Annotated in this window: 19 protein-coding genes; all 19 read left to right on the top strand. The window is 45.4% G+C overall.

Translation table 11 applies throughout. The features are described 5' to 3' along the window. The first annotated feature begins 4 nt into the window (after nucleotides 1–4). The 19 genes from J3A84_RS01745 to J3A84_RS01655 all read left to right on the top strand — a co-directional run bounded on the left by J3A84_RS01745 (nucleotide 5) and on the right by J3A84_RS01655 (nucleotide 16,474). On the top strand, nucleotides 5–1,741 hold the full coding sequence (locus tag J3A84_RS01745) for a peptidoglycan D,D-transpeptidase FtsI family protein (RefSeq protein ID WP_207598271.1): 1,737 nt from the start codon (nucleotides 5–7) through the stop codon (nucleotides 1,739–1,741). A gap of 130 nt (nucleotides 1,742–1,871) precedes the next feature. Continuing rightward, nucleotides 1,872–3,218 carry a UDP-N-acetylmuramoyl-tripeptide--D-alanyl-D-alanine ligase gene (locus tag J3A84_RS01740; RefSeq protein ID WP_207598270.1) on the top strand — a complete coding sequence of 449 codons (1,347 nt, stop codon included), beginning with the start codon at nucleotides 1,872–1,874 and terminating at the stop codon, nucleotides 3,216–3,218. After that, nucleotides 3,218–4,165 (top strand): phospho-N-acetylmuramoyl-pentapeptide-transferase, encoded by a 948-nt coding sequence (gene mraY, locus J3A84_RS01735; RefSeq protein ID WP_207598269.1) that lies wholly within the window; start codon nucleotides 3,218–3,220, stop codon nucleotides 4,163–4,165. Before J3A84_RS01740 ends, mraY begins: the two co-directional genes overlap by 1 nt. Before the next feature lie 31 nt (nucleotides 4,166–4,196). Further along, the gene (gene ftsW / locus J3A84_RS01730; protein WP_207598268.1) at nucleotides 4,197–5,405 is read left to right on the top strand and encodes a putative lipid II flippase FtsW; all 1,209 of its coding nucleotides are present in this window, start codon (nucleotides 4,197–4,199) and stop codon (nucleotides 5,403–5,405) included. A gap of 43 nt (nucleotides 5,406–5,448) precedes the next feature. After that, nucleotides 5,449–6,258: a cell division protein FtsQ/DivIB gene (locus tag J3A84_RS01725; RefSeq protein ID WP_207598267.1), complete on the top strand. Its 810-nt coding sequence runs from the start codon at nucleotides 5,449–5,451 to the stop codon at nucleotides 6,256–6,258. 14 nt (nucleotides 6,259–6,272) lie between these two features. Beyond that, complete coding sequence (locus J3A84_RS01720; RefSeq protein ID WP_207598266.1) at nucleotides 6,273–6,992, top strand: DUF881 domain-containing protein; 720 nt, start codon at nucleotides 6,273–6,275, stop codon at nucleotides 6,990–6,992. Between the two features lie 3 nt (nucleotides 6,993–6,995). Continuing rightward, nucleotides 6,996–7,355, top strand: a complete 360-nt coding sequence (locus tag J3A84_RS01715) for a small basic family protein (protein ID WP_207598265.1) — start codon at nucleotides 6,996–6,998, stop codon at nucleotides 7,353–7,355. After that, the gene (locus tag J3A84_RS01710) at nucleotides 7,348–8,061 is read left to right on the top strand and encodes a DUF881 domain-containing protein (RefSeq protein WP_207598264.1); all 714 of its coding nucleotides are present in this window, start codon (nucleotides 7,348–7,350) and stop codon (nucleotides 8,059–8,061) included. The genes J3A84_RS01715 and J3A84_RS01710 overlap by 8 nt, the downstream gene beginning before the upstream one ends. Before the next feature lie 14 nt (nucleotides 8,062–8,075). Next, nucleotides 8,076–8,735, top strand: a complete 660-nt coding sequence (locus J3A84_RS01705) for a YggS family pyridoxal phosphate-dependent enzyme (protein ID WP_207598263.1) — start codon at nucleotides 8,076–8,078, stop codon at nucleotides 8,733–8,735. Between the two features lie 20 nt (nucleotides 8,736–8,755). Further along, complete coding sequence (locus J3A84_RS01700) at nucleotides 8,756–9,217, top strand: cell division protein SepF (RefSeq protein WP_207598262.1); 462 nt, start codon at nucleotides 8,756–8,758, stop codon at nucleotides 9,215–9,217. Further along, nucleotides 9,217–9,975: a YlmH/Sll1252 family protein gene (locus tag J3A84_RS01695; RefSeq protein ID WP_207598261.1), complete on the top strand. Its 759-nt coding sequence runs from the start codon at nucleotides 9,217–9,219 to the stop codon at nucleotides 9,973–9,975. Before J3A84_RS01700 ends, J3A84_RS01695 begins: the two co-directional genes overlap by 1 nt. Before the next feature lie 24 nt (nucleotides 9,976–9,999). Continuing rightward, nucleotides 10,000–10,593 carry a DivIVA domain-containing protein gene (locus J3A84_RS01690; protein ID WP_207598260.1) on the top strand — a complete coding sequence of 198 codons (594 nt, stop codon included), beginning with the start codon at nucleotides 10,000–10,002 and terminating at the stop codon, nucleotides 10,591–10,593. A 94-nt stretch (nucleotides 10,594–10,687) separates the two neighbouring features. Further along, nucleotides 10,688–11,704 carry a 3-dehydroquinate synthase gene (locus tag J3A84_RS01685; RefSeq protein ID WP_207598259.1) on the top strand — a complete coding sequence of 339 codons (1,017 nt, stop codon included), beginning with the start codon at nucleotides 10,688–10,690 and terminating at the stop codon, nucleotides 11,702–11,704. A 3-nt stretch (nucleotides 11,705–11,707) separates the two neighbouring features. After that, nucleotides 11,708–12,502, top strand: a complete 795-nt coding sequence (aroF, locus tag J3A84_RS01680) for a 3-deoxy-7-phosphoheptulonate synthase (protein ID WP_207598258.1) — start codon at nucleotides 11,708–11,710, stop codon at nucleotides 12,500–12,502. Then, nucleotides 12,499–12,945 (top strand): signal peptidase II, encoded by a 447-nt coding sequence (gene lspA / locus J3A84_RS01675; RefSeq protein ID WP_207598257.1) that lies wholly within the window; start codon nucleotides 12,499–12,501, stop codon nucleotides 12,943–12,945. Before aroF ends, lspA begins: the two co-directional genes overlap by 4 nt. A 1-nt stretch (nucleotide 12,946) precedes the next feature. Beyond that, nucleotides 12,947–13,858: an RluA family pseudouridine synthase gene (locus J3A84_RS01670; RefSeq protein ID WP_207598256.1), complete on the top strand. Its 912-nt coding sequence runs from the start codon at nucleotides 12,947–12,949 to the stop codon at nucleotides 13,856–13,858. 166 nt (nucleotides 13,859–14,024) lie between these two features. Beyond that, on the top strand, nucleotides 14,025–14,573 hold the full coding sequence (gene pyrR, locus J3A84_RS01665; protein WP_207598255.1) for a bifunctional pyr operon transcriptional regulator/uracil phosphoribosyltransferase PyrR: 549 nt from the start codon (nucleotides 14,025–14,027) through the stop codon (nucleotides 14,571–14,573). Then, nucleotides 14,570–15,340: an exodeoxyribonuclease III gene (locus J3A84_RS01660; RefSeq protein WP_207598254.1), complete on the top strand. Its 771-nt coding sequence runs from the start codon at nucleotides 14,570–14,572 to the stop codon at nucleotides 15,338–15,340. Before pyrR ends, J3A84_RS01660 begins: the two co-directional genes overlap by 4 nt. A 3-nt stretch (nucleotides 15,341–15,343) precedes the next feature. After that, complete coding sequence (locus J3A84_RS01655; protein ID WP_207598253.1) at nucleotides 15,344–16,474, top strand: THUMP domain-containing class I SAM-dependent RNA methyltransferase; 1,131 nt, start codon at nucleotides 15,344–15,346, stop codon at nucleotides 16,472–16,474. Nucleotides 16,475–16,479 lie beyond the last annotated feature (5 nt).

Here is a 16,479-nt window from a genome sequence, read left to right as displayed (position 1 = left end):
GGGTATGAACAACAAAAGATACATAGGCGTCACATTACTGACCTTAGTCCTGTTTCTGGGTTTAGGCGCAAGACTGTTCTATGTGACAGTCATAGCCAAAGATGAGATTTTTTCGAAAGCTCAGAATCAGATTGTCAGAGAAATCATAATTCCTGCAAAAAGAGGAGACATTTTGGATAGAAATGGCTCTCTTTTAGCATCAACCACTGAAGCATACAGAATTGATGCGGATCTCACTACCTTCAGAAGACTGATTGAATCAAAAGGGAAAACACCGGAAAGTTATGCGGCTCCACTGGCAGAGATTCTCGGAGAAGAAACCGAGTCCATTCTGGAGAAACTTACTTCAGAGCATAAAGGAATCATCATTAAGAGAAAAATTGAAAAAGATGTCATTGACAGGTTAAGAGCCTATATCAGTGAAGAAGGAATCAGTTTCCTTCTGATTGGATATGACAACATAAGATACTATCCCAACAACAGCTTTTTATCCCATGTTCTGGGTTCAGTGAATGTTGATGGGACGGGTGTCATGGGACTGGAGTACTGGTATGATGAAACACTGCGAGGTGTAAGCGGCATCAAGATTGCGGAAGTAGACAAACAGAACAGAGAACTTCCTTATTCGGCTGTCATTCAGACACCGGCAATCAATGGAAGTGATCTTACACTTACCATTGATGAGAAAATACAGTATTTCATTGAAAATCTGGCGGAAGAAGCCATGGAAAAACATGAAGCGGACAGCGTCACCATGATCGTTTCAGATCCCAGAACCGGCGGCGTCCTCGGCATGGTCAATCTCCCTGATTTTGACCCCAACAATCCAAGGGAAGATCGTACCCAGGAGGAGTTTGATGCGGTCACGAGAAATTTTGCTGTGAATGATTCCTATGAACCGGGATCCACATTCAAGATCGTCACGATTTCCTCCGCCCTGGAAGAAGGCCTTGTAGATGAGCACGATCACTTCAACTGTCCCGGCTACATCATGGTCAACGGAGTCCGAGTAAATTGCGTGAATCGCTCCGGTCATGGAGACCAGTCTCTACAGGATGTCCTGAAAAATTCCTGCAATGTGGGTACAATCCTCATTGCACAGAGACTTGGAGAAGAGAAATTCAATGCGTATGTGGACGAATATCTTTTCGGACAGAAAACAGGAATAGACCTGCCGGGTGAAACCACAGGAATTGTTTTCGACAAGGATGACATGAAGCCCATCGATCTGGCCACATCATCCATTGGACAGGCGCAGACAGTGAGTCCGGTGCAGATGATGAACGCCATCAACACCATTTCCAACGGAGGCGTCATGAAGCCTCTTCATCTGGCAGAGCAGGCAGTTCTGGAAGATGTCAACGGAAATCTGACTGTGAGAGCACTGGATACGGCAGAAGAGAATGAAGTGATCAGAGCAGATACGGCAGAGCGTATGCTCAATCTCCTATATGGAGTTGTAGGGGGAAATGATCGCAGCGCTGCCTACATCGAAGATATTCCTGTATACGGGAAAACAGGTACAGCACAGAAAATAATCACAGATGAAAATGGAAATCAGAGATATTCCGATGATGAGTTCATATCCTCATTCATTGGTGGAGCGCCCTATACGGATCCAAAGATTACAGTTCTTGTTATCGTCAATAATCCTAAAGATGCTATTTACGGAAATACGGTTGCTGCTCCATGGGCGAAAGAAATATTCCTGGAAGTGGAGAAATATCTGCCCTTGAACTGATCAGAAGTAGCATGTGAAATCACATGCTATTTTCCTATAATCACAGCAGAAACTGCCGGATTATGATATATTTGATAAGGAATTCAATGCTGATTCTGAAACTGGAATTGTAAGAAGAGATGAGGATATTATGAAAACTATACTTGTAAAAGAAATTGTGGAACATTTGGATGCAACTTTGTATGGAAGTGCTGAAGCTAGCTTTGACGCAGTGTTTATCGACTCCAGAATTGTTACGGAAAATGCGCTGTTCATCGGTATCAAGGGAGAGCATTTCAACGGCAATGAGCACTATATGGATGCTTTTCGTAATGGAGCCAGTGTGGCTGTTGTGGAAGAGGTGGAGATCGGTGAAATTCCGGAAGGGAAGGCTGTCCTGAAAGTAAAGAGTACCTACAGGGCAATTCTTGATCTGGCATACTACTACAGAAAAATGCTGAATCTGAAGATCATCGGAATCACAGGATCCACGGGGAAGACATCCACCAAGGATATCCTTCATGGCATGCTGTCGAAGAAATATAAAGTGTTCAAGACTTCAGGGAACTACAATAACGAACTGGGTCTCCCACTGATGATTTTTTCATTGGATGAGACCTATGACTATGCCATCCTTGAAATGGGGATGAGTGCTCCTCTTGAGATTCACAATCTGGCAAGGGTCGCCCAGCCGGATATTGCACTCATAACAAACATAGGGCTGTCCCATATTGAATTTCTGGGCTCTCAGGAGAATATTCTGAAGGCGAAAATGGAAATTACAGACTTTTTCGAAGAGGATTCACTTCTGGTGCTGAACGGTGATGATGAGTATCTGAGAAACATAGGAGACAAGCCATACAGAGTTGTATATGGAGGTCTAAGCAGAGGAGACTATATTGCCAGAAACATAAGCATTGCGGAAGATTATGTCGAGTTTACTGTAAACAGGAATAAAGAAATCATCCGCCTGGATATACCAGGAAAGCATAATGTTCAGAACGGAATCCTTTGCTACATCGTGGCAAAGGAATTAGGCATAAAAGACGAAGACCTTTCTCATGTCAGTATTCTCAAAAGCTCCATGAGGATGGATGTCATTCGCCTGGATCAACTGACGATCATTAATGACTGCTATAACGCGAACCCCGACTCCACGAAAGCAGCCATCGATTATCTGGCGAACTTTGAAGGAAGAAAGGTTGCAGTCATTGGGACCATGAAGGAACTCGGGGAGGAATCCCTGGCAGCCCATGAGTCGGTGGCCTATTATGCGAAAACAAGAGAGATCGATCTGTTTATTGCCATCGGAGAGTATATGGATGAAATGACTGCGGTCTATGGAGAGGGTGCAGTGGGTTTTTCGACCTTCGAAGAAGCGGAGCAGAACATAGGGAAGCATCTGAAACGCGAAGATGTCGTGCTCATCAAAGCATCCAGAGGGATGTATTTTGAAAGATTCATTCCAGTACTTGAACAATTCGGAGGGAAAGAATAATGGAATTTGCGCTTATTTCAATGGTCTTAAGTATTGCTACTGCAGTCATCATCGGACCATATATCATCAGTAAACTGAGGAGCTTCAAGTTCGGTCAGAATGTCAGGCTGGATGGACCGGAGTCCCATCTGACGAAGCAGGGCATCCCAAGTATGGGCGGGTTTATATTCCTGAGTGTGCTTACGGTCATGGGTTCCATTCTGTCAGGATTCAATGCCGAAATCCTCTTTATGATACTTGTAACGCTGAGTTTCGGTCTCATCGGATTCCTGGATGATTATCTGAAGGTGAAGAAAAAATCCTCAGATGGGCTTAGTGCAAAGCATAAGATGCTCTATCTTCTCATTTTCGGGCTTCTTGCTGGGAGTGTGCTGCATTTTGGATTAAACTACAGCAGCATCGTGATACCGTTCATAAACCAGGAGATCAGTCTGGGCATATTCTATCTACTCTTTGTGGTGATCTTCTTCGCTGCGGTGACCAATGCGGTGAATCTGACCGATGGAATTGACGGGTTATCATCCAGTGTGACCATCGTAGTGCTGCTCTTCTTCGTTCTGGTTTCTCTGGCTGCAGAGGATAAAGAAGTGCTGTTCTTCTCTCTGACACTGATCGGTTCCCTCATGGGGTTTCTATACTTCAACAGGTTTCCTGCAAAAGTGTTCATGGGAGATACCGGGTCCCTCGCCCTGGGAGGAGCGGTAGGAATACTGAGTCTACTGACTAAGACAGAACTGCTTCTGATTCTCGTGGGCATCATATATGTCATTGAAACCCTGTCTGTGATTATTCAGGTGGGATACTTCAAGAAAACCGGGAAAAGAGTGTTTAAGATGGCGCCCATCCATCATCATTTTGAAGCCTTAGGATGGAAAGAAACAAAAATCGTTCGCGTATTTTCCCTGGTGACTCTGATTATGGTAGTAGGTACATACTTACTGATGTAAGACCCAGCCGTTAAGCTTCGGGAGGTGGCTCATGAATTCAGCACAACAGAAGATAAGAACAGAGAGCTTGCCTTCAAAGAGCAAGAAGAGCAGGAAGTATAAGAAAAGAAGTAAATATAAGGTGAAATACAAAGAAGTGGATTTTCCGCTTCTTGCAGTAACCGTTGCTCTGGTGTTTTTCGGACTGCTCATGGTATTCAGTGCATCCAGCTACGAGAATGTGGTGAAAGGCTTTGCCGCCTATAAGGACCTGTTCCGGCAGGGCGTATTCGCACTCGGTGGAATGTTCATCATGATTTTCATCATCAGTAATTTCAACTACCATCGTTACACCATGCAGTTCACGAAACTCATTGTTTTTGTGGTGCTGATCCTCAATGTTGCGGTCATACTGTTTGACCCTACAAAAGGTGCCAGCAGATGGATCAGGATCGGTCCACTTTCTCTCCAGCCTTCCGAACTTGCGAAGTTCGCCATGGTCTTATATGCTGCCAATGTGCTGAAGCGCGTGGAGATCAAAAAGACAAGATCCTGGAAAGCATCCAGAAAAGTATTTCTCATGGCAGGCGTATTCGCGGGTATCATTATCGTGCTGCAGAGCAACCTATCCATCGGTGCAATACTCATGATCACTTCACTCATTATGATATTTCTTTCCGGAGTCCCTTATATGCAGGTTTTCTCCTATATCGGGGTAGGTGTATCCATGCTGGTCATTGCCATGATCAAGGAGCCCTACCGTATGAGAAGATTCCTGAACTTCGGCGATCCCTTTCTGGATGCACAGGGTGATGGACATCAGCTTGTCCAGTCTCTCTATGCACTGACCAGCGGTGGGGTTTTCGGTCGAGGCATTGGCATGTCCAGGCTGAAGGCTTTCTGGCTGCCTGAAGCCCAGAATGATTTCATCTTTGCGGTGGTTGTGGAGGAACTGGGGCTCATCGGCGGCCTGATTCTCATAGCCATGATCATGACGCTGATCTTTAGAGGAATAAAAATCGCCCTTGCCGCAGAAGATAATTTCGGAAGGCTTCTGGCCATAGGAATCACAGCTATATTTGCACTCCAGTCACTGATCAACATTGCTGTGGTGATAGGTGCTTTTCCGGTTACAGGTGTCACGCTGCCGTTCATCAGTGCCGGTGGAACATCTCTGGTTGTGAATCTGGCAGCGGTGGGGATCCTCCTGAATATTTCAAGACAATCCAGAAAGAGCAGGGTGCCTTCCGAGAGGAACTGAAGTGAACAGATCGTGATGATTAGAGGACGTGAGTAAAATGAGCTTGAAAGAAGTTCAAGATCGGATCAGAAAGAAGAAAAGGAAGAGACGAAGAAGAATCATGATCTTTCTTCTCGTTCTCATAATGATTTCAGCGGGGATATTTGTAACCCATGCTCCATTTTTTGATATACAGTCCATATCTGCTCAGGGAAATCATAAGATTTCGGATCAGCTCATCGCAAAAGAGACAGATCAGCTCATCGGAGAGAACATACTGTTATTCAGTTCGGAGCAGATAGAGGATTTTTTTGAAAATCAGCCTTATTTTGACCACATGAAAGTGAAAAGAATATTTCCTTCCACCATCGAAATCGTGATCCAGGAAAAGAAGGCGGAAGTGAATTATTATAAGGATGGGGTCATCAGTCTGGCCACAAGAGAAGGGATCCTTCTGGAAGTGGGAGCCAATGCGGTGGAAGGCGTAACCCTTACAGATGACATAGAGCTTCCTGAACTGGGGGGGAATATCTACGAGGCTTTTCCGGACAAGGTGAAGATACTGGAGGAATTCAGATATCTCCAGGAAAGAAATATCAGCGATATACGCTTCACAGAGCTGGATTTACGAGATATGACGAATATCCGAACCTTTTACAATGAGCTGGAAGTGAGGCTCGGATATCCCGACACACTGAAGGAGAAGCTCAATACGGCAATCAACATCATTATTGACGGCAATCTTGAGGACGTAAAAGGATATGTGGATCTGTCTTATGTGGAAAAACCGGTGGTATTTGATGAATCCAGAGTGAAAGAACAAACGGAAGAAGAGGAACTGAATGAAGAAGCACCTGAAAACGGTGATGGTTAAGAAGAAGGGTAAGCATGAAAAAGACAAATAGAAATATGCAATGGGTACTGGCACTGGTGTTTGTGCTTCTAGGGTTTCTCATGGCCTATCAGTACAAGCAGCTGCAGGATCCGGTGAAGAAACTGACGGTTCAGGAGACAGAAGATCTGTTCCATGAAATCGAAATGCTGAAAGAGGAGAAAGCAGCACTGATCGAAAACAACAATGAACTGACGGAGGAGCTCAAGAGCTATGAAATCGCGGCTTCCTCCAGCAATGAAGCAAATCAGCTTCTGAAAACAGAGCTGGATCATTCCAGACTGCTACTAGGCCTGGTGGATGTGAAGGGACCGGGACTTACACTGAGTCTCAAACCAACGGATCCCCTTCTGAACCCGCAGACATTCAGCTATCTCACGGATCTGGAACTGGTTTATATCATCAATGAACTGAAGTTTGCGGGGGCAGAAGCCATCAGCATCAATGAGAAGCGAATCGCCATTCAGACTGGAATCAAATCCAGTTCGAATAACAGCTATATACTGATCAATGACGAAAAGGTTTCCCCAAGAGAGGAAATCGTCATCAAAGCCATCGGAGACAAGAACAAACTGAACAGTGCAGTGGCTTTTCAGGGCGCCATGTCCTATAACGCGCTGGAATTTTACGACATACGGTTTCAACCCGTGGATGAGCTTTTCATAAGCAGATACGAGAAACCATTTTCCACATCATTCATAGAGGAGGCGAAGTAGAAGATGATTGTAATGATCGGACTGCTCATTGGTATTCTGCTTGGGCTTTTTCTGGATGTGAAGATTCCTGATGCCTATACTACGTATCTCACCATCGCTATACTGACCTGTCTGGATTCCGTGCTTGGGGCACTGAAGGCGTATCTAGGAAAGACTTTTGATAATATCGTGTTCATTTCCGGATTCTTCGGAAATGCCATCATCGCAGTGGCGCTGACGTTTTTAGGAGACAAGCTGGGTCTTCCCATGTATCTGGCGGCAGTGGTCGTATTCGGAGGGAGAATCTTCAATAACTTTGCGGTGATTCGAAGACTGCTCATCGACAAGTATTATAAGGGAAAGAGAAATGATGCACTTGAGTAAGGTTTTGACACTTCTTGGTGCTGTAATCATGGGAATCGGGATAGCCACAGGAGTGCAGCTGGCAACGGGTCAGGTGGATGTGATTCTTGTTCAGAGTGACTACAGTGATGCTCTGGAGTACAGTGCTAAACTGAAGAATGAAATTCATGTTTTAAAGAAAACGGAAGACGAAATGCTGAAGAAGCTCAGTGATTACAAGAAGGAAAGCACCGATTCCTTGCTTGTCATGGAAGACCTCACAGAAGAGTATAGCCGAAATGAGAAACTGCTGGGCTACGAAGATGTACGGGGAGCGGGACTGATCCTGACTTTGGAGGACGGTCTTCCTAAAGAAGGGGAGCTGGAAGGTTCCATAGACAGCTGGCTGAGAATCATTCATAATGAAGATATGCTTAAACTCATCAATGAACTGAAACTCAATGGAGCAGAAGCCATCTCCATCAATGGGCAGCGAGTGACAGAAACCTCAGAGGTTTACTGCAGCTGGGCATTCATTTCCATCAACGGTCAGAAGCTGCCGGCACCTTTTGTGGTGGAGGCCATCGGCGATAAAGCACTTCTGGAAGCCTATACGGAAACGGAGTTCAGCCAGATGAGAATCATGAAAAACAGGGGCATTCAGATAAGCCTTGAGAAAATGCCCATAATCGTTCTTGAAGGTTCGGTGCCACCAATTATGCCGGAGTATCTTCAGGAAGCTGAGTGAAAGGTTGTGACTATTTGAACAGCATCAGAGAAAACATCGAACATGTGAGGCATACCCTATTAGAGGGTGTGACCCTCATCGCCGTATCAAAAACAAAATCACCCGAAGAAATCATGGAAGCCTATGAGATGGGCATCCGGGATTTCGGAGAAAATAAAGTGCAGGAAATCGAAGCCAAATATGATGTGCTGCCGAAGGACATCAGATGGCATCTCATCGGTCACCTGCAGACCAATAAAGTCAGAAAGGTGCTGGGAAAGACCCATCTGATTCAGTCACTGGACAGATCGTCTCTGGCAGCTGAAATTCACAAGAGAGCAGAAAAAATGAATCTTACGGTGGATACACTGATCGAAATCAATATTGGAGAAGAACCTCAGAAAGCAGGGATTCTTCTGAAGGATCTGCCAGGGTTCCTGGATGAGCTGAAAAACCTTAATAGAATCCATGTCAAAGGACTGATGGCAATTATTCCACAGGGAACCCCTGAAGAAAACAGACAGTACTTCAGGAAAATGAAGGAGGTGTTCATGGAACTCAAACAGCATGAAAAGGAGCATTTCAGAATGGAGATTCTCAGCATGGGGATGTCTTCGGATTACGAGACAGCCATGCAGGAGGGATCTACCATGATAAGAGTCGGTACTGGGATTTTCGGATCCAGAAATTATTAGATTCATAAGGAGGAAAAATAATGGGTAAAATTATGACTTCATTCAAAAACATGATGGGCTTTGAAGACGAGGAAATGTATGATGATTATGAAATGGAAGAGCTGGAAGAAGAAGAGATCGCAGAGCCTAAAGAAAGCTACTCCATCCTCAGCAGAAGAAGAGAAACGAAGGAGCCAAATAAAGTGGTGAGTCTTCATGGGAATAATACGAAAGTCAATATCATCAAACCCAACACATTTGACGAGGCTCCACAGATCTGCGAGAGTCTGAAAGCGAATATGATCGTTGTGGTCAATACGTCAAGTCTTGAACCAAGGACGGCGCAGAGACTGCTGGATTTCATTGCAGGTGCAACCTATGCTCTTTCCGGCGACCTGCAGGAAGTGGAAAACGGTGTATACGTTCTATCTCCATCTATGGTTGAAGTGACAAGAGATCAGAAGGAAGAAAGCTCTATCAAAGGGTTTCTGAACTGGAAATAATGGATAGAAAAGGGTTCATCAAAACCTTTTCGGAAGAGGATTCCTATAGAATGGCGAAGCTCTTTGAGTCTTTGGAAAGAGCAAAGAGCTTCAGCTTCTTTTATCATACGGATGAATTCTATACGCCAGGAGTCTGGAACAGAATTCTGGCCATGAAAGAATACAGGGAAATAGAGGTGCTGGGGGAAGACTTTTTCGAGAGAAGAATTTTCGCCAATGGTCTGAACGGGGTTAACCCTTTGGCCATCGTGGAAATTGAGAATATTGATCATCAGACAGAGCTCTCTCATCGGGATTATCTGGGTGCGGTCATGAGTTTAGGCATTCTGAGAGAGAAGTTCGGCGATGTTTTTGTGAAAGAGGATCGGGCCTATCTGATCGTATTCAGAGACATGGCGGACTATATACTGAATAATCTCAATCAGATCGGCAGGTGCAATGTGAAGCTGACACTCCATGAGTATGAGGATAAAGTATTGTTTCTTAAGCCAAATCTGGTGAAAAGAGAGGCGGTCATCGCTTCCCTGAGACTTGATGTGGTTGTAGCTGAGCTTGCCAGAACATCCCGCAGCAAATCGCTGGAGATGATCCAGAAAGGGCTCGTGCTCTTGAATTACAATGAAACAAGAGATAAGGCTAAGGAAATAAGAGAGGGAGATACCATCACCGTCAGAAGAAAAGGAAAGTTTAAAATCGGAGAAATCATCGGGACGACCCAGAAAGGGAATCTGAGGGTCATATTTTATAAATTTGAATAATTTTCAGTATGGAGGAGGCAGAACATGAAGATCACACCCGTAGAAATAACCAATAAGGATTTCAAAAGAACCATGAGAGGCTACAGCACAGATGAGGTGGACGAATTTCTGGATGAGATTGTAGAGGATTTTGAAGCCCTCTATCGGGAAAATGCAAGTCTGAAAGAAAAGATTGAAGGTTTCAACGAGAAGATCGAGTATTATGCCAATCTTGAAAAAACGCTTCAGAGCACCCTGGTATTAGCACAGAATACAGCAGATGCCACAAAGAATCAGGCGGAGAGAGAAGCAGAACATATCCTTGAGAATGCGCAGGCAAAAGCCCAGGCCATTATTGAAAACACCAATAAGGACAACGAGAATTTAAAGAGAGAGTATGAGAAATACAGGATGGAATTCAGCAACTTCAAAATGAGAGTGCTGAACTTCATGGAAAGCCAGATGAGTTCCTTCACTTCAGCGTCTGAGGAGATTGAAAGAGGTACCCTGGGGACCAGTTCACTGAAAGTTGCGGGACTGTCTCCTCAGGAAGGTCTTCTGGAACAGAAGGGTTCCAGAGACAAAACCGTCTATGGCGACAGTGGTTTCAATGAGGAAGAAGTGGAAATAAAAGGCTGAATACAGGAGTTTGGAGAGAGACTTTTTAAGAGAAGTCTCTTTTCTTGTGAAGGGAGTCTCCATGTGATAAGATATCCTTTGAAAGGAAAATGTTATGGAAGAGAAACTGTTTTTCAATGAGAAAATTGAATTTACAGATGGATTGGATCGCACTTTTGTAAAGCTTCCAGAAGATGCGCTTTTTGTCGTGGACAGAAAACTTCTCCAGGTGACAGAAGAGCTGAAGATTTTTTTAGAAGGAAAGACGGTGTATCTTTTTGAGGCATCGGAGAAAAACAAGAACCTTCTGGAAGTGGAGAACATCTATGACTTTCTGCTTGAGCATCATGTGAGTCAGACCCTTGTCGCCATAGGCGGAGGGGTCACGGGAGACCTTGCAGGCTATGTCGCGGCTACCTTCAAAAGAGGCATTCCTTTCAACATGGTGCCAACGACGCTTCTTTCCATGTGCGACAGTTCCGTCGGCGGGAAGTGCGGCGTCAATTTCAGAGGCATCAAAAACTATATCGGCGCCTTCCGGAAACCGGAAAAGATCATCATCTGCCTGGACTTTCTGAAGACCCTGGAAGAAAGGGAACTGAAGAGTGGGCTGGGGGAGATACTGAAATATGGTCTGATCGGAGACCAGCAGATGCTCAAGGATCTTTCCGCAACTGAACGAGATCTCTTCCATCTACCCATGAAGGAGTACATCCTGTCTGGGCTCTGCATCAAAAGCGAACTGGTGCAGGCGGATTACGAGGACAAAGGGAAGCGGAATGCACTGAACTTCGGACACAATGTGGGTCATGCCATAGAAAGTGTCCTGGAAGGGACCCTGACCCATGGAGAAGCAGTGGCTCTGGGAATTCTTGCTGAGATTTACCTCAGCACCATGAAACTGGGACTGGATCCACAGGCAGATCAGGTGGTAAGAAAAATCATGGATAAATATGACCTGAAGAGAACAATCAGTGCCGAAGCGGAAAAACTTCTGGAGGCCATCAAAAAGGACAAGAAAAACGATGAGAATATGAGGTTTACACTCTTACGTGAGATTGGTGAACCTGAAATAAAGGTCGTGGTTCAGGAAGAGGAAATTCTTGAGGCTCTGACCGTGATATTGGAGTAGGACATGATACAAAAGACAATGGACCTGTCATTAGGCAAAGTGAAAATTGAAATCGGGAATAAAATCATCTCGGAAGACCCTGTGTTTTTTGCGGGACCCTGTTCTGTGGAAGATCTGGACACCATGAGAAACATCGCCAGGAATCTGAAAAGTTTGGGTGTGGATATATTAAGAGGAGGAGCTTTCAAGCCCCGAACATCACCCTATGATTTTCAGGGACTCAAAGGCGAAGGGCTTGAAATTCTCCGTGTGATCAAGAAGGAATTTCAGATGGTGATATCCACAGAAATTCTCGATGTGAGAGACATAGAGAAAGCCAAGGATGTGGTGGACATCATCCAGATCGGCTCCAGAAACATGTATAACTATGTGCTTCTTGAAGAGGTGGGCAAGCTTGGAAAACCAGTGATTCTGAAGCGAGGCTTCAGTGCGACGGTCAACGAGTGGGTCAGTGCTGCGGAGTACATCCTGAATACTGGAAACGATCAGGTGATTCTCTGCGAGAGGGGAATCAGAACCTTTGAGACCACCACGAGAAATACGCTGGACCTGAATTCCGTAGCGTACCTCAAGAAAAATTCGAGACTACCAGTAATTGTGGATCCCAGTCACGGCACAGGGGTGCGTGATCTTGTGAAGCCCATGGCTTTAGCAGGGATCATGGCGGGAGCGGACGGGCTGCTCATCGAAACCCACGTGGATCCCGATAAAGCCTGTTCCGACAGTCAGCAGACCATAGACATTCATACACTGGAAGAAATTATGCATCATACGAACGAAATTTGGAGGCTGAGATGATCTACGCAATTATTATCATAGGACTGGTTCTGGACTATTTCACAAAAATATGGGCAGTGGATACCCTGAAAGGAAAAGCAGATATCACGGTCATAGAAGGATTTTTTGATTTTTCCTACCTGGAGAACAGAGGGGCGGCTTTTGGCATCTTTCAGGGAAGAGCGTATCTTCTGGCTGCGGTGACCCTGGTCATCATGGGTGTCCTTCTGTTTAACTACTATAAAGCAAAGAAGAAGACCTGGCTTCTGACCGCAAGCACAGGCCTGATACTCACTGGTGCGGTGGGTAATCTCATTGACCGTGTGCGATTCGGTTTCGTGGTGGATTTCATATCCTGGCACTGGAAGGACGTCTACTATTTTCCTTCCTTCAATGTGGCCGATATATGCATCACCATCGGCACGGGACTTCTTGTAATCTATATTCTGAAGGAAGTGGATTAGCGTGGAAGAGCTGCAGTATATTGTAGAAGCAGAAGCACAGGGGAAAAGGCTGGATGTCTATCTCACGGAGAAACTCCCGGATCTCTCCAGATCCTACATTCAGAAACTCATTGAGAAAGAATGCATCACGGTGGAAGACAGGATCAGGAAGTCCTCCTACAAGGTGCAGGAGGATGAGAGCATCCTACTGGAGCTTCCTGAACTGGAAGAACTGGAAGTGAGCGCCAAGGACATTCCCATTGATATTCTTTATGAGGATGAAGATCTGGTGGTGGTCAATAAGGAGAAGGGCATGGTGGTGCATCCCGCCCAGGGGAATTATCATGATACCCTGGTGAATGCGCTTCTTTATCATGTGAAGGACCTGTCCGGAATCAACGGGATTCTAAGACCGGGCATCGTGCACCGTATTGACAAGGACACGACAGGCATTCTGGTGGTGGCGAAGAATGATTTCGCTCATGGATATCTTTCAGCCCAGCTGAAGGACCATTCCATGAAAAGGGAGTATCTTGCCCTGGTTCATGGCAATGTGAAAACAGACCATGGCACCATTGATGCCCCTCTAGGCCGTTCCAGAAAAGACAGAATGAAGATGGCCATCGTGGAGGATGGAAAGCGCGCAGTGACCCATTATGATGTCGTCAGAAGATATAAGGGCTTCACACTGATCAGGGCTAAACTGGAGACAGGAAGAACCCATCAGATCAGAGTGCATATGGCTTCGGTGCATCATCCGCTGGTGGGAGACTATGTATATGGGCATAAGAAGGAAACGATAAAAGGACAGCTTCTTCATGCGGCAACGCTTGGTTTCGAAACGCCTCATAAGGGATACATGATTTTCAGAACACCGGTGCATCAGGAATTCAAGGAATATCTCATGAAACTCCATCGTATGGAGAAGAAATAAAAACAAAAAGTGAATAATATTAACAAAATATGAACACATCCTAGCCTTATGCTGGGATGTTTTAGTATAATAAGATGATATAGAATGAATCGAAACAAGAAATATAGATGATAAAATAAACGGAAAAGGTGGTGTCATCCATAGAAGCAGGCTTCTATGGCAGCTTATGGAATTTAAAGCGGGACTCATGGACGAGAAGGCGATAGAAAGAGCCCTTGTAAGAATCTCTCATGAAATAGTGGAGAAGAATAAGGGAACCAAGGACATTGTTCTTGTGGGCATCAAAAGAAGAGGAGTACCTCTTGCAGAGAGAATACAGGAAAACATCAGGAAGTTTGAGGATGCCGAAATTCCTGTATCCAGCGTGGATATCACGTTGTATCGGGATGACCTGGAAGAGGATTATGAAACACCGATGATCAAGAACGCGCAGATTGATGTACCGATCAAAGACAAGAAGGTCATTCTTGTGGATGATGTGCTCTATACTGGCCGTACTGTAAGAGCGGCTCTTGATGCTGTAACGGAAAACGGAAGACCGAAAAGCATTCAGCTTGCTGTACTCATAGACAGGGGGCATAGAGAGCTGCCCATCAGAGCAGACTATGTGGGAAAGAATGTGCCTACTTCCAGAAATGAGCTGATCAAGGTCATGCTGGAAGAAGTGGACGGCAGAAACGCAGTGGATATATTCATAAAGGAAGGTAACGAATGAAGATAGTATCATGGAACGTGAACGGATTACGAGCCATCATGAAGAAAGGATTCAAGGAAAGTGTCATGGAACTGGATCCGGATATTCTTTTTATCCAGGAGACGAAGATGCAGGAGGACCAGCTGGTTGAGGAGATCTATCTCAAGGAGCTGGGTTATACCCTGACCATGCACTCGGGAGTCAGAAAAGGATATTCTTCTGTAGCGGTCTATACCAGAATTCCTGTGGATGAAATCATCAAAGGGTCAGGAATCGAGGAATATGATGCGGAAGGAAGAGTGATTCAGGTCAATGTGGGCGACTATGCGATTTTTGGCATTTACTTCCCCAATGGGGGCAGAGGAGAGGAAAGACTCGCTTACAAGATGAGATTCTATGATGATCTTCTTGTGAAGTTCGATGCACTGAAGGAATCAGGGAAAAAAGTCATTATCACAGGAGACTTCAATGTGGCCCACAATGAGATTGACCTTGCCAATCCGGAGACCAATCAGAAGACCTCTGGGTTTCTGCCGATTGAGCGAGACTGGTTCACGAAGCTCCTGAGCCATGGATATGTGGACGCATGGAGAGCGCGCAATCCGGAAGAAGTGAAGTACACCTGGTGGGATCAGAGGTTCCGTGCCAGAGACAGAAATGCAGGATGGAGAATAGATTACTTTGTCGTATCGGAAAACGTGCTGGAGGATGTGGATGATCTGACCATATACAACGACATCATGGGATCCGATCACTGTCCGCTCTCTTTGACACTTAAAGGAGAATAAAGAATGGATTACAGACTCATTGCCACCTGTGCCTTCGGCATAGAAAAAATACTCTCCAATGAACTGAAAGCTTTAGGATATGAGGATCTTAAGGTGGAAAACGGAAAAGTCGAGTTTGATGGAGATGAGATGGATATCGCCATCTGCAATATTCATCTGAGAACCGCTGAAAGGGTACTGATCAAGCTGGCGGAGTTTAAGGCCGTCACTTTCGAGGAACTGTTTCAGGGAACTAAGGCCATCGATTTCTGTGCGCTGATTCCCGTAAGCGGAAAAATGCACGTGGTCGGAAAATCTGTGAGAAGCCAGCTCCATAGTGTTCCAGATTGTCAGAGCATCGTGAAGAAGGCAGTGGTGGAGTCCATGAAGAGGACCTACGACCGTGAAATCTTTGCGGAAACCGGAGCGGTCTACAAGATTGAAATCGCACTTCTGAAGGACATTGCGACCATCACCGTGGATACATCCGGGGAAGGCCTGCATCGAAGAGGATACAGGGAACATTCCGGAGCAGCGCCTGTGAAGGAAACACTGGCCGCCGCAATGGTTCTGATCTCCGGATATGATGGAACAAGACCCCTCATCGATCCTTTCTGCGGTTCGGGCACCATCCTCATTGAGGCAGCGATGATCGCGCGCAATATCGCACCGAATGTGGACCGTAAATTCGTGTCAGAATCCTGGCCCGGGTTTCCGGAAGATGTGTACGATCAGGTGAGAGAAGGGGCCAGGAATCAGGTGAAATCCCTGAAGCTCTCCATCACCGGATATGACAATGACACCTACGTGCTTTCCACGGCAAAGATGAATGCCAAGAAGGCAGGCGTATTCAAGAATATCTATTTCAATCATCAGGATTTCATGAATCTGAAATACACAGACCGGAATGTGACAATCATCACCAATCCTCCTTACGGAGAGCGACTGGGTGAAAGAGAGAATATTGTGCGTCTCATGGAGAAGATGGGCCGTGACAAGGCGGTGAACGAGGATTTTGACATGTATATCCTCTCCGCACTGGATGGTTTCGAGAAAGCATTCGGAAAGAAAGCCCATAAGAACAGAAAACTCTACAATGGTAGAATTCTGACCTACTTCTATCAGTATTTTGCAGAGAAAAGAAAAGAGGAGTAGGAAGC

The sequence above is a fragment of the Proteiniclasticum aestuarii genome (genome assembly GCF_017368455.1).
Lineage (GTDB): Bacteria > Bacillota > Clostridia > Clostridiales > Clostridiaceae > Proteiniclasticum > Proteiniclasticum aestuarii.
The sequence above is the reverse complement of the archived record's forward strand: the minus strand, read 5'-3'. Positions and strand labels throughout refer to the sequence as shown.